We start from the raw sequence: 23516 nt of genomic DNA on the forward strand, positions 1-23516 counted from the left end.
AAGAACCAAATAAGGAGCCACTATGAGTGATTTAAAAAAGCCATTACGAATAGATATCGTGTCGGACGTGGTCTGCCCTTGGTGCGCTATCGGCTATAGTCAACTAGCCGAGGCATTAAAACAAACCAACACTCCGCACGAGATTCACTGGCATCCATTTGAGTTAAATCCTAATACGCCGCACGAAGGACGAAACTATCGTGAGCATATTATGGAGAAGTACGGTACGACTGCTGAAGACATTCAAGAGAACCGAGCTAGAATGACAGAAGTAGGTGCTGAAGCTGGATTTGATTTTCAGTTTACCGATGACTTTCGTACTTACAATACTTTTAATGCGCATCAGTTGCTGCATTGGGCTGATCAGAAAGGACGTATACACGACCTAAAACAAGCATTGTTCGTCGCACATTTCGTCGATAATAAAAGTGTGGCTGACAGTGCTGTACTTGCAGATGTTGCGGCCGATGTTGGACTGGATCGTAGCGAAGCACTAGCGGTCTTAAAAGATCAGCGATTTGCTGCAGCGGTAGAAAAAGAAAAGCAGCATTGGCAGCAACAAGGCATTCAAAGTGTGCCATCTATGGTTTTCAATGAGCGTCATTTAATTAGCGGCGCACAAGGTATTGAAAATTATAAAAGCATTTTGCAGCAGTTAGCTGACATGCCAGACTAAACCATGAAGTCATGGTTTAGTCTTCAAAACTAAGAGTTTTAGAAAAGCTAAGGGTTTTAGAGCTACTGTATAGTCTCGGGCTATACAGTAGCTCTAAAACCCTTTTTTCATACCAAAAATATCTTAGCAATCAGCCTTACTTAATCGGCAATAACCCTTTAGCAGTGCTTATTTGCAAATAGTCAACATGAACTACACGCCAACAGGCTTATCAATACGCAGCGCTTCTATAGAGAGCGCCATATCTTCAGCCAACGCTTGCACCGCTGCACTCTCGACATCACGCTGCGCAAAAGCACGTAGCCCCATGATTTCCGCCTGTAGTCGTCGTCCAAGTCTAGTCGGATTCAACTTACTATCCAATTCACCCAGCCGCTGTGCTTCGGTAAAGTAATTTATAAAGCGCAGCTCCATACCTGCCAGCAGCATTTCAACTTTTTGTAGCGCTGTCTGCTCACGAGCACCAAGCTCCAGTAAGCTTTTGACCAGCATGCAAGCCTGACTCGGCAGCCCTTTATCACGAATACCGCCCAGCTGACGCACGAAAGCGGCTAACCCCAACAGCGGCGATTGATAAGCGCTCATTACCCGCTCAAGCTCACTCAAACCTAGGCGAGCATAGTAGTCTAACGCTTCTTGAAATAATCCATCTTTACTGCCAAACGCAGCATAAATGCTTCCTGGACGCATATCGAGCGCCTCTTCTATGTCTTTTAACGAAGTAGCATGAAAGCCTTTTTGCCAAAAAAGCTGTAACGCGCGTTCTAAGGCATCCTGACGGTTATAAAGTGCGGTACGTGACATAGTTTTTCCATCTCAAAAGCTGTAATCTCATATAAAAACAAGCACAGCGATAAAATTTGAATGATTGCTCAATTTTATATCGAATGGCATTCTTAGTCCAGTAAAGTTAATTTACAAAGCAAATATCTTATTTAGCCATTGGTAGCAATTTCAATGGCTAAATAAGATATGAAAGCGCCCAACGTTTAATGACTCAATAGCACATGCTTGCTTTTTTGATACGCAGACAAGCCATCTACGCCCAGCTCTCGACCGATACCGCTTTGCTTAAAGCCGCCCCACCCTGACTCTGGCAGTACAATTTGTTGCTCATTGATCCAGATATGACCTGCTTGAATCTGTAGCGCCATCTCTACGGCCGCCGTTTCATCAGCGCTGACAATGCTCGCGGCCAAAGCAAACTGGCTATCATTGGCTAAAGCAATCGCCTCGGCATGGTCGGTAAACGTTTGACTCACTAGTACTGGCCCAAAAACCTCCTCTGTCCATAATCGACTGGTCACTGGAACATTGGTATAAATGGTCGGCATCGCAAAATACCCTTGCCGATTTAAGATCTCACCACCTGTGAGACAAATCAGGTTTTCGGCAGTAGCAAGGTCGAAATATTTTTTTACTTGGTTGAGTTGCTGCACGCTCACCAGTGGACCCATTTGCGTGTCAGTGTCAAAGCCATCACCAATTTGCAAACTTTCTGCCTTAACTTTTAATGTATCGAACAACGACTGAGCAATGCTTTCATGAACGAGCAGTCTTGAGGTGGCTGAACAGATCTGACCGGCATTGGTAAATATGCCACCGATGATTAAATCACAAGCGTGGTCGATATCAGCATCTGCACATACGACGATGGCTGACTTACCGCCCAGCTCTAGACTGATATCCTTGATACCTTTTGCCGCTTGGCTCATTACCTTTTCACCAACGGCGTTGCTACCAGTAAAAGAAATTTTGTCGATTAATGGATGGCAGGTCATGCCAGCGCCCACTTCAGCTGCACCCGGTAAAATATTAACGACTCCTTTCGGTAGTTTAATATAAGACAATATATTGCCCAGCATCAACTCTGGCAATAATGTCACCTCGGAAGGCTTTAATAGCACCGTACAGCCTGCAGCCAATGCAGGGGCTAACTTCCAAGCAGTAGTGACCATTGGAAAATTCCACGGGACAATAAGGGCGCAAATACCAACAGGCGCATACGTTTTTAGCAAGCGTATGCCTGACTCGCTGGTGGATACCTCCGACCAAGTCGCTTGTTCTGTGATGAGATTGGCATAATAGCGATAGCAGGCAATGGCATCGCTCACGTCTATTTTTGCCTCTTCAATGGGCTTACCATTATTTAATACAGACAATCCCACCAATTTGTCAAACTGCTGCTCCATCTTCTCGGCAATGGCATTGAGATACGATGCGCGCTCGCTTACGGTGGTTTGCGACCAAGATGGATACGCCGCAGAAGCCGCATTGACTGCCATTTCTACCTGTACCTTGGTACACAATCGAGTGGTAGCGATGATTGTTCCCGAATTTGAATCATATAAGTCATAATTGGAATCATAGCCATCAGCGTCAGCAGTATCGGTAGCAGGCGCTTCAATAGTCATCCATTTGCCATCTATATAAGCTGCATTTAACATCACTTCATCTTGAACCGTTTGTATGGCGCTTTCTCTCGTTAAGCTGTTAGCATTCGTCATTTCCATGATGGTCAATCACCTTTTATGGTTTGATATAATTGTTGTTATACCTATTGTTGTTATACCTATTGTCTTTAATTGCATTTATAAGTGTCTCTGTCAATCATTGGCTAAATAATCAGTTTATTCTTTAGTTAGATAAACCGATTATTTAGCACATTATCGTTATGCTAGAGGCTGGGTTGATATTGGCTACATGGCTAATAAAGTAAATGCGCCACTGAAGTAATCACCACCAAACTGATCAGAGTACGAAGAATAAAAATCATGAACAGCTCTAACACATTAAGCTTAATGTTTGATTTCAAAATCAGCGCGCCCACTTCAGACATATAAATAATCTGAGTAATAGAACATGCACCAACGATGAATCTTGTCATCTCACTCTCAATACTTTTGCCGACCAAGGCTGGCAAATACATATCCGCAAAGCCCATAATCATCGCTGGAGCCGCCTCTGCTGCCTCTGGAATCTGTAACAAATCAAGCAGCGGTACCAACGGTGTAGACAACCATTTAAACACAGGCGTATATTCGGCTAAGCCCAGACCAATCGTACCAATTGCGAAAATCACGGGGATTAGCCCAAAATAGATATCGAATAGATTTTTTACACTACGTTTGAACACTTGACCCAGACTTGGCATTGAGTGCGCGCGCGTCACAGCACGATTGACCGCCCATTGGTAAGTGGTGTACTGAGCAGGAATCCCTTCATCAAGCATACTTTTGCCAGAATGATAGGTGTCAGGCTTTAAGGAAAGTGGCGGTATACGCGGCATAATAATCGCAGCGATAAAGCCTGTTAAAGCAATGGTCAGATAAAAATAAACAAAGTTATCGTCCACGCCGATGGTTTTGGCGACGACATAAGTAAAAGCGATCGAAGTCACCGAAAAAGTCGTCGCGATAATCGCCGCTTCACGCTGGCTATAGTAGCTTTTATCATACTCCTGCATGGTGACTAGCAAGCCGATAGAAGCCGCGCCAAACCAAGAGGACATGGCATCTACCGCTGAGCGTCCTGGCAACTTAAACAGCTTGACAAATATTTTGCTCGCCAGTGTACCCAAAAACTCCATCAAACCAAAATCCGTCAAAAACGGTAACGATAAAATGGCGAAGAAAAACAAAGGAATCAAAATTGGAATCAAATCTTCGAAAATGACGCCGCCGGTATTACGATTAATAATAAACTCAGGGCCGACTTGCAGATAAATCATCCAGACAAACACCATCCCTAGCAATCGGGCAGTGAGCCAAAACCAATCAACATCGAAGAGTTTTTTGACCATAGCGTCTTCATGCAGGTTGGGTTTTAACACCTTCACAGCCAACGCCCCAAGAAAGGATGTCGTCACGATTGCCATTGCCACATAAACGACAGAACCGCCCAGCAAAGCTTGCAAAGCGTCCGTTAACACACCCAATAAAATCGTAACCTTTCCGTCCCATTGAAACGGAATAATAAATAGTGCAATGCCCAATGCTGAAAACAATAAAAACTTCCACATTGACGCACGCCACTGCTCTCCTTGCGGCGTTTCTGAATCGACAACATCGTTTCCTAATATTGGTTGCTGCGACTTATCGAGATAATTCGTCATTTAATTCCTCCTTGATGGGCGACGATCGCCAATTTTTCCATTTTGCTGTCTGACCAATGCCTGGGTTCAGTGAATTGGTCGGATCTAGTTTTTTATAAAAAGTATGTAGTGCAGGCTTTGCGGTATAGACATGACCCACATTGTGTTCAGCAGGATACTCGATACGACGGCGATCATAAAACGCCAATAGCTCATCCTTGAATTTTTTTGCATCCACCTCGGGGTGTAGCAGATAATCTTGATGCATGACATGACAGAAAAAATGCCCTAAATAAAAGGTTTTACTGACCCGCTTTTGTAAGTTAATAGGTAGCACTTCATCCCAATCTACGGCATTCCTTGGTAAGGCAATGTCGGTAGATAATAGCTCGCCAAACCTTGTGTGGTTAAGATTGTGATAACGAAACATGGCAGCGGTTGCTGCACTACGAAACACCAATAATGCTTGGGATTCTGCTGCTGTACAGAGATGCATGACGCCTTGATGCTGCTGTACATGGGACTGTAGAAATGCTTGGGCGGCGGCAATATGACCATGACTGTCGTTATCATCGCTATTATCATCGTCCGTATTATTGCCATCCGCGACTTTAATGATTAAATGATAACGATAGGAGCACGCCTGCTCAGCCAAAGAATTGGGTAATGACGGCGGCATGAAAACACCAGTCATTTGTAGCAGCCGATCTGGTAAAGTCTGAGGCAGTCGCCATTTATCCAAATAGTAGCCAATCTTGGCTTGTAACCGATACAACGCTCCTATCTTACTGGCTGGCAGTTTTCGCATAATCAAACAAGTATCGCGACCATAGCGCATGGTAATATCGTTGTAATTTTTGTGCATATATTCTGCCAAAATAGGCAGGTTTAGCTCGCTTTTTAACCACTGTTGCCTGAGTGTGGTCAAAGTATTGGCGTCATTGGTCGAGATATAAAACGTTTGCTCTTGCGTCGGTTTGGCAAATGTCGCGACTCGAACTGCGAAGACGATGACTTTGCCTGCTGAACCAGAGGCTTCATATAATCCGTTAGGGTCATTATTAAATCTAGCAGGCGTGTCTGCCTCGCAATCGCGCACTTTGTGTTGATAATGATGGTTTGTACAGGACTTGCTGTTGGCACTCTCTGGATTTTTATTGAACGTGCCAGCTTGTAGGTTTCCAAGCATCTCTTCTGGATCGACACCTAAATCAATGCCCAAGTGATTGATTAATTCAAACTCTCCCATGGCATTACGTTTGGCAAATAGCGACATCTCGGTATACGCCGGACCACGCTGCACCAACATACCGCCAGAGCTGTTGCAAATACCGCCAATCACCGAAGCACCAACACAACTAGAGCCCAGCACTGAATGCGGCTCACGCCCTAACGGCGCAAGCTGAGACTCCAACTGCTGGAGGCTAGCCGCTGGCAAAGCAACCAGCTCTGCTGCATCATTGAGCAGATGAACACCGCCCAATCGTTGCATAGAAATCACGACGACTGCTCGATCGTACTCTCCGTACGGTGTCGAGCCTCCGGTCAATCCTGTGTTAGCAGCCTGAGCAACAATAATCACATCAGCCGCCGCACAGAGATTAATGACGCGCCATAGTGCCACAAGAGAGTCTGGTATCACAACTGCCGCGACAGCATCGGTGATAGAAGCAATCGCCCCTTGTGTATACGACTGCTGCTGGCTGGGTTTGGTTAATACATTGGTCGCGCCAACAACGGCGGATAAATCCGTTAATAAGCTTGCCAGCAAGGTGCTCAAGCGACCAGACGAGCGGTTAGCATGTGGCATCATAGACGTTCTTCCTTGAGCGACCAGCCTTTATTATGCTTAGTGTTGGTATAGTTGGTTCAATATAATTTAGATACAAGGAAGGCGAGTGAAAGTACTACAAATAGTAGACTAAGCGAGCCTGACACCGTATCTGATTTATATAGAATTAACTATATTGTTAGCTAAAGCAGGTAAACGTCATACCCATTTCAATCAAAAAGTCGTCGGCTTCATCAACTTCATAAATGATGGGTTGCTTACCCTTGATGTCTTCTTTTAAAGCGTCGAGCAATTGCTGTTTGGCTGTGATTCTGCGATAACCTGCACCAAGTCCTGCTGCCAGCGGCTCAAAGTTCGGCGTCTTAATATTAACCCCGATTAGTGGCAATCCACCCTCTTCCATATAACGACGAATCTCGCCATAGCCTTGGTTGTTCCACAGCAGCACAATCAATGGCAGCTCAAGCTCGGCGGCACAGATGAGTTCTGCAATCGTAAACTGAATACCGCCGTCGCCAATCAAGCTGACCACTGGACTGTTGGAACCAATCATGGCGCCAATAGCAGCAGGCAAACCATAACCTAACGTGCCAAACCCTGTTGACGAGTTAAACCATCGACGCGTCGCCAATGCCTCAAAACCAAGATTGCCGCTATAAACAGGCTGCGTTGAATCACCAACGAAGATGACGTCTTTCACTTCATCTCGAATCAATTGAAGTAGCGCATTTTGCCCAGCAAAGTCTGGTGTCATTCCTGCTAATAGTGCTTGTTTTGCCTCGTTTACTCGTGATGCCGCTTGATGATTTAACGTCTGACCCTTTAAACGACTACATAGACCACTTACCGCCATTTGCGCATCGGACAATACTGCGATATCGGCTCTAAAAGGACGCTGTAATTGCTGGGCATCGCAATCGATACGAATCAACATACCGTTGATTTTGAATCCACCATTAAAGAACACATCATAATCAGTCTCACCCAGCTCAGTACCAATCGCCAACACCCAATCAGCCTCAGCAATAACGGCGCGACCTGCCTCTAATGACTGATTGCTACCCAAACTTAATGGGTGGCTAGGTGGCAGCAAACCTTTGGCATTGATGGTTAAAAACGTCGGTGCATCGATAAGCTCTGCTAGGGTTTGCGCGTCATGATCGACATCGACGCAGCCACCACCATAAAGTATCACTGGATTTTTTGCCGCTTTTAGAGATTCAACGATAAAATCTAATTGCGTAGGATTGGGCAGCGGTCTCATTACTTGAGGTAACGTTAAACCATGTGCATCAGTTGAATTTTTTACAAAGTTATTTAAATAAGGAGTTAAATCAGAAGGCTTTGCGACATGGCTGGCATCGGCGGTAATCACATCAATGGGCAACTGGATATGTACTGGCCCCGGACGTGCGCCATTAAATAATGCAAACGCTTCAGCGATGACCTTGGGTAACGATTCAGGATGCCAAATAGTTTTGCTCATGAGTGTAACCTTACTGACCATACCTTGCTGATCGTGCAATTCATGCAAGTGCCCTTCACCGCTGCCCGTATCTGCCACTTTATTAACACTAGAAATCACTAGCATCGGTATAGAGTCTGCCAACGCCTGCGCCATGGCTGTCATGATATTGGTCATACCGGGGCCTGTGATAATAAAGCATACCCCGACTTTGCCAGACGCGCGGTAATAGCCATCAGCCATAAACCCCGCGCCTTGTTCATGACGCGGCGTCACGTGGCGGATGTTCGTGTTTGGTAGACCACGATATAGCTCGACCGTATGCACACCCGGAATACCAAATACGGTCTCTACCCCATAATACTCTAGCCACTGTACAAGCAACTCACCACATGTCAGAGACGGCTTGGCGGGCGCTGAAGAAGATGTTTGAAGCGTTTGCGTCATGAGTTAATCATCCTAAAAAGTTCAATCGCGTTTAAATAAGTTGTTCAGTGTTAAACCCAAACTGCCCTTTAATCCCTTATAAAAAGCAGATTGATAAAAAGCAGTTTGCGATTATAAATTATTCTTAATACACCGCCTTTACCTTATCGTCATAGCGCACACCCGGTAAGATACATAGCATCTCAAACAGTAAGTTTGCCGCCAATACAGAGGTGTTACCAAAGGGGTCGTAAGGAGGAGACACTTCTACTAAATCGCCACCCACCACATCAAGTCCGCGCATACCGCGAATGATTTCTATTGCTTGCGTTGAGGTCAAGCCACCGATTTCAGCAGTGCCCGTACCCGGTGCAAACGCAGGATCAATACCATCGATATCGAAACTTAAATAGACGGGGCCATCACCGAGCTTTTCGCGTACTTCTGCCATCAATGGTGTCAGCGACTTGTACCAGCATTCCTCGGCAGGCACCACACGAAAGCCTTGCTGGGTTGACCAATCAAACTCTTCGGCGCTATAGCCTGTACCACGTAAGCCAATCTGTACCACACGGTTGCCATCGATTAAGTTCTCTTCGACAGCACGGCGGAACGGTGTACCATGAGCGATTTTTTCGCCAAACATCTCATCGTTGATATCTGCATGCGCATCGATATGCACCATGCCGACAGGGCCGTGTTTTTTAGCAAGCGCACGCAAGATAGGCAAGGCAATGGTATGATCGCCGCCCAAAGTCAATGGGATAGCCCCATAATTCACGATTTTATCAGTATAGAATTTTTCGATGATATCAATGCTTTTTAGCAAGTTGAAAGTATTGATAGGCACGTCGCCGATATCAGCAACTTGTAAAGATTCAAAAGGCGCTGCACGAGTGGCGACATTATAGGGACGAATCATGCGTGATTCATCACGAATTTGTCGTGGACCCAATCGCGCACCGCTACGGTTTGACGCACCGATATCTAAAGGCACACCCACAAACGCCACATCTAACCCTTCTGCATCAGCTTGAGTTGGCAAGCGCATCATAGAAGCAAAGCCGCCAAATCTTGGCATATCGTTGCCGCTTAATGGTTGATTGAATTTCATAAAATCACATCCTTGTTTCAGTTTGTTTAAAATAGGCAATTTTTTATATGCTTTGACAATACCTAAATATTTGAAGTCAGACCATGGTAAAATTTAGAAGTAAACTTCTGGTTTTTCGTAGTAATTTAGATTTAACCGTTATTATCAGAAGTTTGGTATAAATTTGATGTTAGAAAAGTGATAAATAGAAGATTTATTTTGATAGACATCGTAGCTACTGAGGAATAATGACCGATGCTAGATGAATTGATAAAAATAGACATCAAAACCTTGCGTAGCTTTATGGCGATTGTAGAGTGTCAGGGCGTGACAGCCGCACAGTCTCGATTAAATGTGACGACCTCTGTCATTAGTGGTCATTTGACCCATTTAGAAGATCGCTTAGGCATGACGCTTTGTCATCGTGGGCGCGCAGGTTTTAAGCTGACAGAAGATGGCGCAGCGGTTTATGAAGCCTGTTTGAGTTTTACCGAAGCGGTTGCCAGCTTTCAACATCAACTGCACTATATTCGCCAATTGGATTCGGTGCTCGGCGGTCATATCCGACTGTGTCTCATTGACCAGATGCCGACATTTTTTTATGATGCCTTGCGCCAATGCTTGGCTGCTAGCTATCGTGACAACCCCCTTATTCACTTTTCTATTGATGTGCAAAGCCCTGAAAGCATGCTAGAGAAGCTGCTAAGCAACGAGAGTGATATTGGTGTGGGATATTTTGGCAGTTTTCCACCACTACTCACTTTTCAGCCAGCATTTATTGAAAAGCAGGTGGTCTGCTGTGGACGCGAGCATCGATTGTTTTATGAATCAGAAGGGTTAACTTTTGAGGATTTGGAACAAGACTATCCATGGATAAAACGAGGCTATATTACCGATTTGAGTATCAATCATGTCCGCCCACAAACCTTGAGTGCCACCACTTATCATATGGAGGCAACTGCGCAGCTCATTCTGGCGGGTCATCATATTGGTTACTTGCCTAATGATTTAGCCAAGCGTTATGAAGAAATGGGGCTGATGAAAGTACTACTGCCCAATGAGGCCAGTTACGAGGTCAAGCATCATTGGGCTTATCGAGAAAACTTACACAAACAAGTCGCCGAGTTTTTAAGTCAAATGAAGCGTCTTTTATGAATAATGACGGCAAATAGCTACATAGCTACCCTGCTTTTAATCGCTCTATATGCTTTAAACCAATGGTTCTAAGCTTCCCTTTATCATCCACTTCTTTTATGACCAACGACCATTCGTCATTGATGTCGACCGTATCACCCGATACTGGCTTTATCTCTAAGCTATCATTGATATATTCAGCGACCGTTTGATCCCACATGTTTTTGGCGCTGTCCTCAGATTTGGATTTGAGTTTATCGACAAGCGACTCAGACGCCATAATACTGGTAAAAAACGGCAAATCTCCAAGCTTCACACTTGGGGATAGCAGCCAATCGCCATAGAAGTCATCCATGGCTTTATGATCAAGGGTCGTATCATTGAAAATCTTAGCAATTTGGGTGGCGTGGTTCCCTGTCATCGCATACCACACCCTATCACCGCATTTGAGCTTGGTGTTTTCATCAACAATGATAATATGCTGCCTGCGTACCAAGGCAAAGACACTGATTTCATCAGGGCTTATGCGCTTAGAGATGGCCATTGGATGACGATCAATCGCAAATGCCCCTGACTTTACTTCAAACTCCTATAAAGTAATGCTTGCTTTGTCAGATACCCAGACCTCATGCTCTTCTTCTGGATCTTTATTACTAGGAATACGCACTTTGAATAAATTTGCCATAAAAGGAATGGTTGTGCCTTGTAAAATCAAAGACAAAACCACCACGCCAAAAGCAATATCAAACAACATAAAAGCGCCATCTATCCCTGCCATCACCGGTAATATGGCAAGTGTAATAGGAACCGCGCCGCGCAGACCTACCCAAGAAATAAAGCCGATTTCTCTGTCTTTAAATTTAAAGGGTTTCACACTGGTATAGACCGCAATAGGACGGGCAATAAAGATCATAAAAGCAGCAATCGCGACGGAGTAATACCAAACATCGATCACATGCGATGGCGTCACCAATAACCCTAGTACCACAAACAATACCGCTTGTGACAACCACGCAAAGCTATCCATCACCCGCATCACATGCTCAGTTGAGCGCACTTTATGGTTGCCAATTAGCACACCAGTGAGATAAATTGCCAGAAATCCACTGCCGCCAATCAGATTAGTCGCGGCAAAGACTGCCAAGCCCGCAGACATGATCAAAATGGCAGACATACCCTCTGCCAAGTGTATTTTTGGTAATAGCCTCGCCAATAAATAACCGAACAGTAATCCCATGCCCAAACCAAAGCCTAGCTGCTGTAATAACAGCCCTAAAAAGCCCAGTACCGTCTGTCCAGCGGGATCAACATTTAAAGCGATTAATCCTGTCACCAGCAAAATAGCCAAAGGATCGTTCGCGCCCGATTCTAGCTCCAGTGTGGCTTGCACACGATCGTTGAGTTTGACGCCACCATTACGCAATAGCGAAAACACCGCTGCTGCATCGGTTGAACCAACAATGGCCGCCATCAATAAACCAAGACGCCAATCGACATCGAGTAGCCAAGTGACGAATATACCCAGTATCATTACCGTCGCAAGTACGCCCCAAGTGGCTAAGGTAATAGCAGGCTTTAGACCCACTCGAAATGACTTAAAAGACGTGCGTAGCCCACCATCCAACAAGATACAAGCAAGAGCCGCCTGCCCAACGAAATTAGCAAGCCCGTATTGGGCGAACTCGATACCTAAAATACCATCTTCGCCTGCCAACATCCCTACGATCAAAAACAACAGCAATAGCGGAACGCCTAAGCGCGCCGATAACGTACTTGCCATAATACTGGCGAAAATTAACAATGCCCCTACGAGATAGATGATATTTAAGGTATCCATCTTTTTTTAAGCCCTATTTTTATAAATTGTAATGAATGGAGTTATCGCGATAATTTTAGTTTTAGTTTGCTACAGGTCACACCATAAAATCGCTCTTAAGAATAACATCTACGACCGAATCTATAAAAATTATCTGTAGAAATATGTACCGAATTTTATATATACCTTTGATATATTGCCCTTTGACAGAGTTTACGTTTTTTTCTAACCACAACTAAGCCTGAATGTACTGCCATGTAAGGACCAAAATCGCTGCGGCTATTGTCCAAGCGACAACGCCGAACAGTAATGCTTTATATAAGCTGACGTAACCGATGCTAAAAAACACCACAAAGGTATAAATAAGGTGCGGTATGACACCGAGCATACTAAATATTAATGCGACTTTTAAATCAGCGGGGCTACGCTCAGTACCCACAATAAAGTGACTGATTAACGTAAATGTGGGGAACAGTGGCACGAGTGCTGCCAAATAAAAAAATCTGGTTTGCGCGAATAATTGAATCGCCAATACCATTAGAGCACCAATAAGCATTTTTAACCAAATCACGACGGGGTCATCTCCTATGGAATGATAAGGGCTGGAAATAGCCCAATCCACCATGATACTAAAGTCTGCAAACCGACATAAGAGCAATAGCTGATTAATTAATCTATATGATAAAAAAGTGCAAAAAGCCCCATCTAGCAATGGTGCTAAATGGGGCTATTCATTTTTATGAAGCGAGTTTTTTATTAATCACTCAATCGTTTTTTGGCTTCAGTGCGGCACTGATATCGGCGAGTAGTGGCGGGATATCATGCTTATCAGCGATGACCTCCAACATAACCAACTTGTCTTTTACAGCCGCTGCTTGCGTAAGAGCCGCTTTTAACTCGCCTGCTGTTTCTGCTTTTAGCAGCAGACTATTATCATCGGTGGCACCAAAAGCTTTTGGCATCATCTGCCAGTTACACTTAGGAATGTCATTATAGCGCTGGTTTTCACCATGAATCGCCCGCTCCACGGTATAGCCATCATTATTAATCAGTACAATCACTGGATTGATATGCTCTTGAATCATCACCGCGATTTCTTGAATGGTCAATAATGCTGAGCCATCACCAATCAATAAGACACTGCGCTTATTTGGCGATGCAATAGCCGCACCCAAACTTGCCGGTAGCGTATAACCAATCGAACCCCACATTGGTTGTCCATAACAAGTCACGCCTTCTGGTAAACGCACATCACTGATGCCAAAATACGCCGTTCCCTGTTCTGCAAACACCAAATTATTATGGTCTAGATGATCGGCAATGATATGCCATAGATCCTCTTGAAGAATAGCCTCATCATCTTTACCCTGCTGCCCATGCGGCTTGACTTCTTTACAGAACGGCTTTGGCACAATATTAATATCTGAGATCAAGACTTCATGTAGCGTTTTTAGGGCGTCTTTTAGAGCAATGGGCGCAAAATTTTTGCCAGCAATGCTCGCGCGCTCATAATGCAAATCAACCACTGTATTTTCATCAATATCTTGGCTAAAACCTGCCGTCGTAGTATCGGTATATTGCACACCTATTTTTATTAAGCACTCACAGTTTTCGACTGCATCCTTGACCACGGGACGTGATGCCACGCCAGCATAAGTCCCTGCCCAGCGCTCACTATTTTCGTCAAGCAAAGTTTTGCCCCATGACAACGTCGTATAAGGAATATCCGTATCGGCAATCAATGCCTTAAGCTGATTTTGCAGCCCTAAACGATGCACCATCAAATCTGCCATCAGCGTCGTGGTTTTGTTTGGCAGAAACTCTATGAGCGCTTGTTTAAAATCTGCCAATGCTGCTTGACTGGTGATGTCTTCTTGGCTATCAACAAGCTTTGTAGTCGGCGGATAAATAGGTTGACGAGCAACGTCAGGCGATAGTAACAGATAGCCTGGGCGATGTTTTTTAAGAATTAAGCGAATCACACGGTCGATTTCTGAGGCAGCATTTTCAGGGGTAAGCTGCGCTCGTGCTACCGTGACCGGCTCTACCATTTTGATAAAATGATTGAACACGCCATCACCAAGTGAGTGATGGATGCGGCGCTTCGAATCTTGTAGAGCCGTACTTGGCGCGCCCACGATATGAAGCACTGGTGCATACTCAGCAAAAGAGCCTGCGGTCGCGTTAATCGCTGACAATTCTCCCACTCCAAAGGTCGTCACCATCGCCGCAAAGCCGCGCTCACGTGCATAGCCGTCAGCTGCGTAACCTGCATTTAACTCATTGGTGTTACCCACCCAGCGCAGCTTATCAGAGGCGATAATATTGTCTAAAAAAGTTAAGTTGAAATCACCAGGTACGCCAAATATCTCTGACGCGCCTGCTTCTGCGACACGATCAAACAAATAATCAGCGATGGTATATTGTTGACTCATAGTACTTATCCCTAAGTGTTATCTTTATAACTCATGAAAATGATTAATATGATTAAAGTCATTATAAAACTGTATTCCAGCCTATTTATAGAAAGCAAAGCTTTTGGAATACAGATTACAACAGTCTGTTATATCACAGATGAAGGCTAGGATAATATGCCAATTTACTATCTTTTACTTTTTTTCATACTAACTGTTGACACGTTCAAAAAACTGCGTATAATACGCCTTCATCAACTGACGATAGTTAATTGATAATTAGCGGGAATAGCTCAGTGGTAGAGCATAACCTTGCCAAGGTTGGGGTCGAGAGTTCGAATCTCTTTTCCCGCTCCAAATACTTAAAAAGCCTCACTTAACAGTGAGGCTTTTTTTTGTCTAATTTTCGGGGGTTGTAGCGATTTTTAATACTAGCTATTCTGCCCAACTATTAACTTTATCTAATATATTAAAAGACCAAAAAACAGTACCGTGACCAAAACGTGACCATTTCGTGCCCACGCTATAAATACTGATTCTATAATTGACCCCAACTTATTATTCTTATCTTTATAAAAAAGCATGCTAAGAAATATTTTCTTAGCGTCGTTTTTACTTTTACACTGCTTTTGTAAATTAAGCTCATAGCGTGACCAAAACGTGACCAAAACGTGAAAAATCAATTATTAATAATAACCCCAACCTTAATTTTATACTTTGAAACGCCTTGTATATAGGGCTCTGCCACTTATTTCTCTGTACATCTATTTTCAGTTTTATAGATTTTCAAGATTCTTAATCATCTTTAGTATTTGGCTTATAAATAAATAAGTCACCCACCTGTACGTCTAAAAACTCACATAACTGGTCGATAGTATTGAAATCAATTCTTGAGGACTCTTCATTATATAGTTTATGAAGCGTTGATTTACTCATGCCTGTTGCTCTTACAACATCTGCTACGCGCAGTTTTTTCTCTGCCAAAATAACAGGGAGTTTAGACACGATCATAATTATTACCTCTTTTCGGGTAAAAATGCGTTACATTGAGGTAAAAAGATAATATAGTACACAAATCGGTTATTAATTACCTCTAAGCGGGTAAATATTAACTGGTTCCTTCAAGATGCATTTTTACAGGTTGATAAAATAATTTTATTCTATCACTTAATGCGATGACTTAATAACTGAAAAGAGGTAAATATCATGAGCAATACTTATTTAACGACTGATGAACTGGCCGAACGTATTAAATACGATCCACGTACTATCCGCAATCAAATGAAAGACACTGTTTTGATTGAGAATATTCATTACATACGCCCTTTTGGTGGTCGTAAGATTTTATATGTATGGGAGCGTATCGAAGAAGATATGTGTAAGCCGGCGATGAGTGCTATTAACGGTATGGCACTTCAGTAATAGAAGGAGGTTTATCATGGCTACTATACAAGGACGGTTTGGCAAACTAATTGCCGACTTCTACTACCTAGGTATACGTTGTCGAGAAAAGACTAGCTTAGAAGATAACCCAGCTAACAGAAGAAAATTAGCGACTGTTTTGAAAAAAATGGAAGCAGAAATCACCCTAGGCATCTTCGACTATGGCGCCTACTTTCCGAAGAGCACGCGTTTAAAAGAGATGACGGCACTGGCTGATAGAGCCGAGGCTTGTATCAGTCGTAATCCAACCTTTAGGCAGTTTGTCGATATTTGGTATGAGGAGAAGAAGATTGAATGGCGACCGAGCTATCGGCAAAAGATAAAGATTATTCTTGATAAGTACTTGTTACCTGAGTTTGGTGGTAAAGCAGTACATGCCATAAAAAAACCAGACTTGCTGACCTTCCGTAGCTCCCTCGCCAAAGTTCGTTACGGTAAAGAGGGTCAGTCAAGTCTGTCAGTAGCACGAATCAATCAGATTATGATACTTCTTCGTATGATACTAGAAGAAGCATCAGATCGCCATGAGTTTGAGATGCCTTATAAAAATATTAAGAATCTCAAACAAGCTCGTCCGGATGTAAATCCTTTTACCTTGAGTGAGGTATGGCTGATTTTAAAGCATGTTCGTGCGGATTATAAGCCCTACTACACCATTCGCTTCTTTACCGGGATGCGTACCAGTGAGATAGACGGGCTTAAATGGGACTGCATTAATTTTGATCGGCGTGAGATCAGTATTAGAGGGGCATTAGTAAACGGTGAGATGGGTCCAACGAAGACGTTAGGCTCACAGCGTGATATTGCGATGTCGCAACTGGTCTATGACGCCCTACTAGAGCAGAAAACGCGCACCTATGGTAAGTCAGAGTTTGTGTTTTGCAATTCACAGGGCAATCCGATGGAGTACCGTAATGTGAACCGGCGGGTATGGAAACCTACGCTTGCCCTACTTGGTTTGAAACACCGCCGAGCTTATCAGACTCGGCACACGGCAGCGACGCTTTGGCTCGCTGCTGGTGAAAATCCTGAATGGATAGCACGGCAGATGGGTCACAGTAGTACGGAGATGCTGTTTCGGGTGTATAGCCGTTATGTGCCTGATATCACCCGTCAAGATGGCTCAGCGATGGATAACTTGCTACTGGCAAGCAAGGAGAAACTAACAGGTACATCGAATAGCTCTGAAAGTGAAGCACTCATCAGGAATAAACAGACTGACAAGGAGACGTCACAATGAAGGTCATCAATTATGAAGAGCTGTTTAGTGAGTTTAAACGGGATGGTGCAATCAGTGAAGATGCGAACCTTATTGCTAATACATTGATGCGTGAGCTGTATGTTTCATCGGGTCATAACCTCGCACGCTTCTTAGGAGTGAAGCGCTGCTTTGATAACGATATGGCACTGCGGGTATGGGTGCAGAAGCGCTTGGATACGAATCCTGACTATGTGATTGAGGATATGCGTTGTCAGCTTCAGAGCGAGCTTTATGAGCTATTACCGCACGTTGGCTATGACGGCTACTGAGGAGAATGTGATGAGTGTAAAGCTTCAGCCGAATATGACGCAGAATGCACGAGATCTAAGAATCTGTGAGGATTACTGGTCATATGATAATAAAGGTGATTATATCGCACATGTAGAAAACATCTGTGAGAAGTATGAGATTAGCGCACAAGTACTGTTCGAGACAGTCGGTGAATGTTTTGCTTATTTAGATGATGTGCGATGCGAGTACTGTGGTTATGTGTGCCCTTTACAGATACCGGCAGACATCCCTTTTATGCGGGCAAAAGACAGTTGGTGCTGTGAGGTATGTGAGCATGCTGTATGGCGGGAGCATAATCATAGATAAGTCTTTCAAATTTTAAAGCCAGGCAGCTTCGGTTGCCTGGCTTTTTTGTGTGTAGTATATCTTCTCTTAAACACAGTTTAAGCTTAGTGTGCCATTACAAGATTGAGGTGGTTAAATTTTTTCGTCAAGGTAGCCCAAGCTAAGCCATCTAAAAAAGATAGAGAGTGGTATGAGTCAAGTTTAGGCTAAAAACTTGGCTTTAAAAGGTAAATGCAGGAAAAAAGTTAGTTTAAAATTGACTGTAATCCACTTTAACGAGTTTAGATTGCTGAACCTTTTTTAGTTTAAATGTCTTGGTCTTTTCATCCCAAATGTTGACATAATAGGTGATCAGTTGTCTGCCGGTGGTTTCGTTGACTTTCTCGCCTTCACAATTGCGGCTGATAAATAAGCGGCTATTTGGATAGAAAGCCAAACGCTCGTTGTCATCGAGTTCCGCGCCGTCTGCGAAGCATTCTGCGCCACTTTCATAAGGGGTGACACTATCCTCAGTTTCACCCAGTGGGATATCGTATACTTTGCCAGTACGTTTATCAATCATAGCCCCTGACACACAGCTTGTACCACAGCCCCAGGTTGTTACGATATAGTTACCCGCAAAGTTAACCTCACCATCTTTATGAGCTGCTTTCAGACGAGTACGAAAAGAGCTCCAGTCACCTAATTTTAAGGGTGCTTGTTTACCGTTATAAATTTTAGCAGGGTATTTTTCAAAGCTGTAACCAGCGATGGTTTCAGCATGAGAAATAGAGATACAAGCAATGGCAAAACAAAGACAAGCGGCAAGCTTTTTCATAAGAATTCCTTTTTTAATAGGGATCAGTACAGAAAACGGAAATTATAGTATGGTAAGCACATTTGTTTAACTATACATAAACTCAATTAAATAATTTTTCTGAAATTACTTATTAAAATAATAATCTGATAAGGTTTAGTAAAGTCTTACAAGCTGTATGTTGAGCTTAAATACAATCAAACTAGAATTCAAAAGGGTTTGGGGATGAAACCACCTAGACAGGTTTGTCATAAGTTTTATTGCAATGCCGCTTGATTAAAATCTCCCAGGCTTGATTTTAGGAGTTTAACAGCATACCCCATGCTGATCCCTGCTATCAAATCTGTAGATACTAACTGAGGAGCTTTTAGTTACACAGCTTGACGGTAATAAAAAAACTTCATATATCTTAGCGATTTATAGCCCAAATACTTCTTAATCCTACTTTTATCGCTCTCAATCTATTTACCATAATGAGCTATGCTGAAGAAACCGTAGAGGTGAACTTGGTAAACTAAGCGTATTAATCGGAGTTTATCATGACCAAGAAAACCAGAACCTATAGCACAGAATTTAAAGCCGAAGCCGTTAAGAAGATAGCAGACAATAATGGCAATATCTCAGCGACCGCAAAGCAGCTTGGTATCGCCATGCAGACCTTATCCAATTGGCACAATAAAGCTAATCAAGGCAAACTTGCAGGAACTGAGCAGTATGACCCTGAACTCATAGCAGTGATTGAAGAAAACAAGCGCCTCAAACGACAGCTTAAAGTAGCTGAAGAGGAACGAGAGATCCTAAAAAAGGCCACGGCGTACTTTGCAAAGCACAGTTAGTCAGGTACGCCTTTATCAAAGATAACCAGCACTTCTTTAGCATCACCACTATGTGCCGCGTACTAAAGGTTAGGCCATCAAGCTATTACGACTGGATAAATCGCGATATTAGTGAGCAACAGATACATAGTAACCAGTCTGAGCTACTGGTTAGAGCCGCTCACCGTGAAACTCGTGAGCGCTATGGTGCTGATCGACTGCACGCAAAGCTGATAGAGCAAGGGCACGATATTAGCCTATACATGGTTAGAAGCATTAAAGAAGAACATAGCATCAAATGCCGTCGTCACAAACGCTTTAAAGTCACCACGGACCCCAACCACAACAAGCTTGTCTATCCAAACATACTAAATCAGCAATTTGATGCCAATCGTCCCAATGAGTCTTGGGTCAGTGATATCACCTATATCTGGACAACAAAAGGCTGGTTGTATTTAGCTGGAGTCAAAGATTTATACACTAAAGAGCTGGTCGGCTACGCCATTAATAAGCGAATGACCGCAGATCTAGTATGTAAAGCATTGAATATGGCCATCAAGAATAAACGTCCAAGCCAAGGATTGATTGTGCACTCTGACAGAGGCAGCCAGCATTGTAGTCATGCCTACCACAAGATCATCAAGCAGCATCAGTTTACAGTCTCGATGAGTGGTAAGGGTAACTGCTTTGATAACGCTCCAATAGAAAGCTTCTGGGGCGTATTAAAGAATGAGCTGATATATCACCAAGACTATAAAACAAGATTTACAGCCATCAGCGATATCATTGGTTATATTGAGCTTTACTACAACCAAACGAGGATTCAAAAGGGCTTGGGCTATAAATCGCCAAGACAGGTGTGGTTTGACTATTATCGTCAGGCTGCGTAATTAAAATCTCCCAAGTTTAGTTGTACGGATTTGACGGCAGGGGTCAGTACGGATTTGACGGCAGGGGTCAAACTTCATAGGCTTCTAACTGGTTATTAGGTTTATCAAAAAAAATAATGCCTGTGTAAAGCTTACCTTGCTGATACCATTTACCATTATTTTTATTTAACAATGTTGATTTCAATCGTTGCATATTACTCATGTTAATCTTCTCTAAAAGAGGAGCTATTAATCGTGCCAGTAGAAGCGGTAATGCTAGAATTATTCATTTTAAGATATACCTACACCGAACCAATCAGGTTCGGTACCCTAGTGAGGACTTGAATCTTTGGCTGTAGGCTAATGGTATCAACGTTTTAACTCGCTGAAATAGTCACAGTGTACTTCATAGTGTACTTCATAGTGTACTTCATAGTGTACTTACCATACATATTCTATTCGTGATCGGTGCGCTATAGATGCACCGATCAAACGTTATCTTAAATGAAATTGAGCATAAGAAAGACAATTTATAAAGGGTTCATTGAGGTATATATTAATATCAATGATCCAAACTCAGGAATTAAGTCATGTTATTTTTTCATTTAAAATCATCATTTCCTATATTCAAAACGGCAATGGCTTCTGCTTTATTAATGGGTACTGTACAACTGATGACAGGCTGTGACTCACAGCCCTCATCTTCAAATAATGACGGCACTGCGCAAACGAATAATATAGATAAAGACATGGCTAAGAATGATGAGATATCTGTCAATTCGGGGCCTACAAATACGAGGGCTATGGATAAAGCACAAGCTAACGAAGCAGATATAGCTAATGAGCAAATCGTCAGCCCATCAGGGTATCAAAAACTAAGCTTCGGTCAGATGATTACTCCTGAATTGCTAAGTAGCCTAGGAATGACCAAAGCCAAGAGCGATAACGAACAATGCTATTACGTCAGTAATTCAGAACTGAGCTATGTCGATAAAGAGTACGGTGAACGCGCTTCTGTGTTATATCAAATCATAGATGGTAAAGTTGCTCTGATCAGTATTCAGGATCCAAGCATCCCGTTTTATAAAGACATCAACGTTGGTAATTTAGCCTCAGACGTTATGAAAGCACATAATGACGAGCTTAGCTACGAGGTCGATAAATATGCAGTTGATGGTGACTACTATAGCCTGATTGCTAACGTCAATTTTAAGGTGATAAAAGAAAGCTCACTTGGAGAATTCTTAAAAGACGACAATATTGAGCTTAATAATAAACAGGATAATCTGCCGCTACAAATTGAATATCATATCAAGGGTGGTCAAAAGCTGAGTGATTCTATGATTAAGGCGACTGAGTGGACAGCAGACAATAAAAACCTATTAAAAGGGGAGGTAGAAAGCATCGATATTGGTATACCAGAAGCGATTTATTTGGTGGAAGGCTGCTCTTAAAAGTTGAATATAATAACCCAGTATCTAGCTGGGTTATTAGTGAAGGGTCGCTTTGTGACTCATGCTCAATCAATGAGTTATCGCACTCTCTAAAATCGTATACGCTGCTTTGACCCTATCTGCATTGGGATAGTTTTTATTTGCCAGAATGACAATCCCTAATTTTTCGGCAGGAATATAAGCGATATAGCCACCAAACCCATTAGTAGCACCTGTTTTGTTGACCCAGACGTTGTTTAAAATAGGCGTTGGATGATTATCTGTTGTAATGGCTTGAGGCTTTAGAACCACGTCCATTGAGTTGCCTTCGAGTAAGGTATTTAGCTTAGTCGGATAAGGGTACATCTCCCATCCTAACCCTTGGGTAAAAGTGCTCGCCTGATAGTAACCCTTTCTATTATTATCTAACGCTTGCTGAATATCTTTATCCAGCGGCACCAACCCCATATTAGCCGCCATAAACTGCGTCATATCTTTAATGGTAGATTTAATGCCATAGGCTTCAGCGTCTAACATACCAGGATTGACTCGGATAGCATCGCCAGCAGTATTATAACCAAATGCATAGTCTGCCATTTTGTCATTAGGCACATTGATAAAGGTGTTGGGCATATTGAGCGACGGCAGTATTTTTTCTTCCATAAGCTGTGTGTAGTCAGTGTCCATGCTCAATGCCGATATATAACCAAACAATCCTATGCTGGCATTGGAATACAAACGCTTTGAGTTGACAGGAAAGACGGGCTGCCAAGATTTATAATAACGGAGTAACTGTTTATTATTTTTAACGTCATCAGGTACTTGTAGCGGCAGACCACCAGCTGAATAGGTGGCTAGGTTTATAAGCTTAGTATTGCCAATGGTGCTGTTTTTTAGGTAGGGAATATATTTGTCAGCGGTATCTTCTAATGTAAGTGTGCCCTTTAATTCTGAATAACTGGCTAAGGTAGCCGCAAACGTCTTACTGATTGAGCCTAGCTCAAAAATAGTGTCCTCTGACACAGGTTTGCCAGCTTTTTTATCAGCCAAACCATAATGATAGAAGTGTGATTTACCATCAATAATAATACCAAAAGCCATCCCTGAAATATCATGTTCGTTCATTAACGATCTGGCTTGCTGATCAACGGCATTTTTCAGAAGATCACCACTGTCAGCTGCATGTACGGATCCAGACAGTAATGCTGCTGTTAATAAAGCGGTAAGTCCTACTTGATTTAAAAGGATTTGAACGGATTTTTTCATTATAGGGCTTCTTGTTTATTCTGATAGATGGGCTAAGAATTTAATGCGTATGCAAATAGCTTTTCGCTTTCAATTCGGGTATGACTTTTTACATTATCTCAGAATGCTGAATCCCCGACAATCTCAGCGACTTGTTATCATGGGTTGG

The 23516-nt window shown here is 43.0% G+C and carries 20 protein-coding genes, 1 tRNA gene and 1 pseudogene; 9 read left to right on the forward strand and 13 right to left on the reverse strand.

The features are described 5' to 3' along the window. The first annotated feature begins 22 nt into the window (after positions 1-22). Positions 23-676: a DsbA family oxidoreductase gene (locus JMV76_RS07355; RefSeq protein ID WP_060491311.1), complete on the forward strand. Its 654-nt coding sequence runs from the start codon at positions 23-25 to the stop codon at positions 674-676. Between the two features lie 192 nt (positions 677-868). On the opposite strand, the gene JMV76_RS07360 is transcribed toward JMV76_RS07355, so the two are convergent. From JMV76_RS07360 to speB, 6 genes are all read right to left on the reverse strand, one after another. Beyond that, complete coding sequence (locus JMV76_RS07360; protein ID WP_201502177.1) at positions 869-1480, reverse strand: TetR/AcrR family transcriptional regulator; 612 nt, start codon at positions 1478-1480, stop codon at positions 869-871. 185 nt (positions 1481-1665) lie between these two features. Next, positions 1666-3189: an aldehyde dehydrogenase family protein gene (locus JMV76_RS07365; RefSeq protein ID WP_227690196.1), complete on the reverse strand. Its 1524-nt coding sequence runs from the start codon at positions 3187-3189 to the stop codon at positions 1666-1668. A 194-nt stretch (positions 3190-3383) separates the two neighbouring features. Continuing rightward, on the reverse strand, positions 3384-4790 hold the full coding sequence (locus JMV76_RS07370; protein ID WP_201502178.1) for a YjiH family protein: 1407 nt from the start codon (positions 4788-4790) through the stop codon (positions 3384-3386). Next, entirely contained in the window at positions 4771-6582 is a 1812-nt protein-coding gene (gene dld / locus JMV76_RS07375; RefSeq protein WP_201502179.1) for a D-lactate dehydrogenase, read from the reverse strand. Before dld ends, JMV76_RS07370 begins: the two co-directional genes overlap by 20 nt. A gap of 157 nt (positions 6583-6739) precedes the next feature. Then, positions 6740-8473 carry a 5-guanidino-2-oxopentanoate decarboxylase gene (locus tag JMV76_RS07380; protein ID WP_201502180.1) on the reverse strand — a complete coding sequence of 578 codons (1734 nt, stop codon included), beginning with the start codon at positions 8471-8473 and terminating at the stop codon, positions 6740-6742. Between the two features lie 124 nt (positions 8474-8597). Further along, positions 8598-9566 carry an agmatinase gene (gene speB / locus JMV76_RS07385; RefSeq protein ID WP_045454362.1) on the reverse strand — a complete coding sequence of 323 codons (969 nt, stop codon included), beginning with the start codon at positions 9564-9566 and terminating at the stop codon, positions 8598-8600. 234 nt (positions 9567-9800) lie between these two features. Here speB and JMV76_RS07390 point away from each other — a divergent pair, with 234 nt between their 5' ends. Further along, positions 9801-10700: a LysR family transcriptional regulator gene (locus tag JMV76_RS07390; RefSeq protein WP_201502181.1), complete on the forward strand. Its 900-nt coding sequence runs from the start codon at positions 9801-9803 to the stop codon at positions 10698-10700. Between the two features lie 25 nt (positions 10701-10725). Here JMV76_RS07390 and JMV76_RS07395 read toward each other — a convergent pair. The 3 genes and pseudogenes from JMV76_RS07395 to JMV76_RS07405 form a co-directional block, all read right to left on the reverse strand. Beyond that, positions 10726-12516: pseudogene (locus JMV76_RS07395) on the reverse strand (potassium/proton antiporter). Between the two features lie 214 nt (positions 12517-12730). Next, positions 12731-13066 (reverse strand): GlpM family protein, encoded by a 336-nt coding sequence (locus JMV76_RS07400; RefSeq protein ID WP_227690198.1) that lies wholly within the window; start codon positions 13064-13066, stop codon positions 12731-12733. A gap of 193 nt (positions 13067-13259) precedes the next feature. Next, positions 13260-14930, reverse strand: coding sequence for an alpha-keto acid decarboxylase family protein (locus JMV76_RS07405; protein WP_201502182.1), 1671 nt, complete (start codon positions 14928-14930; stop codon positions 13260-13262). A gap of 261 nt (positions 14931-15191) precedes the next feature. Between JMV76_RS07405 and JMV76_RS07410 the strand changes: the two genes are divergently transcribed. Next, a tRNA-Gly gene (locus tag JMV76_RS07410) sits at positions 15192-15266 on the forward strand. 438 nt (positions 15267-15704) lie between these two features. Here JMV76_RS07410 and JMV76_RS07415 read toward each other — a convergent pair. Beyond that, positions 15705-15920: a helix-turn-helix domain-containing protein gene (locus JMV76_RS07415; protein WP_201502183.1), complete on the reverse strand. Its 216-nt coding sequence runs from the start codon at positions 15918-15920 to the stop codon at positions 15705-15707. Between the two features lie 195 nt (positions 15921-16115). On the opposite strand from JMV76_RS07415, the gene JMV76_RS07420 reads away from it, so the two are divergent. Genes JMV76_RS07420 through JMV76_RS07435 form a run of 4 tightly spaced genes read left to right on the forward strand, consistent with a single transcriptional unit; the run spans position 16116 to position 18210 of the window. Continuing rightward, the gene (locus JMV76_RS07420; RefSeq protein ID WP_133104084.1) at positions 16116-16331 is read left to right on the forward strand and encodes a hypothetical protein; all 216 of its coding nucleotides are present in this window, start codon (positions 16116-16118) and stop codon (positions 16329-16331) included. A 16-nt stretch (positions 16332-16347) separates the two neighbouring features. Beyond that, positions 16348-17592: a site-specific integrase gene (locus JMV76_RS07425; protein ID WP_201502184.1), complete on the forward strand. Its 1245-nt coding sequence runs from the start codon at positions 16348-16350 to the stop codon at positions 17590-17592. Then, a complete protein-coding gene (locus JMV76_RS07430; protein WP_201502185.1) occupies positions 17589-17882 on the forward strand; it encodes a hypothetical protein in 294 nt (97 codons plus the stop codon). Before JMV76_RS07425 ends, JMV76_RS07430 begins: the two co-directional genes overlap by 4 nt. 10 nt (positions 17883-17892) lie before the next feature. Then, a complete protein-coding gene (locus JMV76_RS07435; protein WP_227690200.1) occupies positions 17893-18210 on the forward strand; it encodes a hypothetical protein in 318 nt (105 codons plus the stop codon). Between the two features lie 229 nt (positions 18211-18439). Here JMV76_RS07435 and JMV76_RS07440 read toward each other — a convergent pair whose 3' ends face one another. Then, positions 18440-19006, reverse strand: coding sequence for a hypothetical protein (locus JMV76_RS07440; protein WP_201502186.1), 567 nt, complete (start codon positions 19004-19006; stop codon positions 18440-18442). Between the two features lie 518 nt (positions 19007-19524). Here JMV76_RS07440 and JMV76_RS07445 point away from each other — a divergent pair. Beyond that, positions 19525-20690 (forward strand): IS3 family transposase gene (locus JMV76_RS07445; RefSeq protein WP_201502187.1). Its coding sequence is split into 2 segments (ribosomal slippage): positions 19525-19783 and positions 19783-20690, totalling 1167 coding nucleotides; the frame shifts between segments, so codons are not numbered across the junction. 67 nt (positions 20691-20757) lie between these two features. On the opposite strand, the gene JMV76_RS15075 is transcribed toward JMV76_RS07445, so the two are convergent. Beyond that, positions 20758-20892: a hypothetical protein gene (locus JMV76_RS15075; protein WP_265090282.1), complete on the reverse strand. Its 135-nt coding sequence runs from the start codon at positions 20890-20892 to the stop codon at positions 20758-20760. A gap of 367 nt (positions 20893-21259) precedes the next feature. Between JMV76_RS15075 and JMV76_RS07450 the strand changes: the two genes are divergently transcribed. Then, the gene (locus JMV76_RS07450; protein ID WP_201502188.1) at positions 21260-22123 is read left to right on the forward strand and encodes a hypothetical protein; all 864 of its coding nucleotides are present in this window, start codon (positions 21260-21262) and stop codon (positions 22121-22123) included. Between the two features lie 69 nt (positions 22124-22192). Here the strand turns inward: JMV76_RS07450 and ampC are convergent, their stop codons facing one another. After that, positions 22193-23368, reverse strand: a complete 1176-nt coding sequence (gene ampC / locus JMV76_RS07455; RefSeq protein ID WP_201502189.1) for a class C beta-lactamase — start codon at positions 23366-23368, stop codon at positions 22193-22195. Between the last annotated feature and the right edge of the window lie 148 nt (positions 23369-23516).

The sequence above is a fragment of the Psychrobacter cibarius genome (assembly GCF_904845955.1).
Taxonomy (GTDB): Bacteria; Pseudomonadota; Gammaproteobacteria; order Pseudomonadales; family Moraxellaceae; genus Psychrobacter; species Psychrobacter cibarius_B.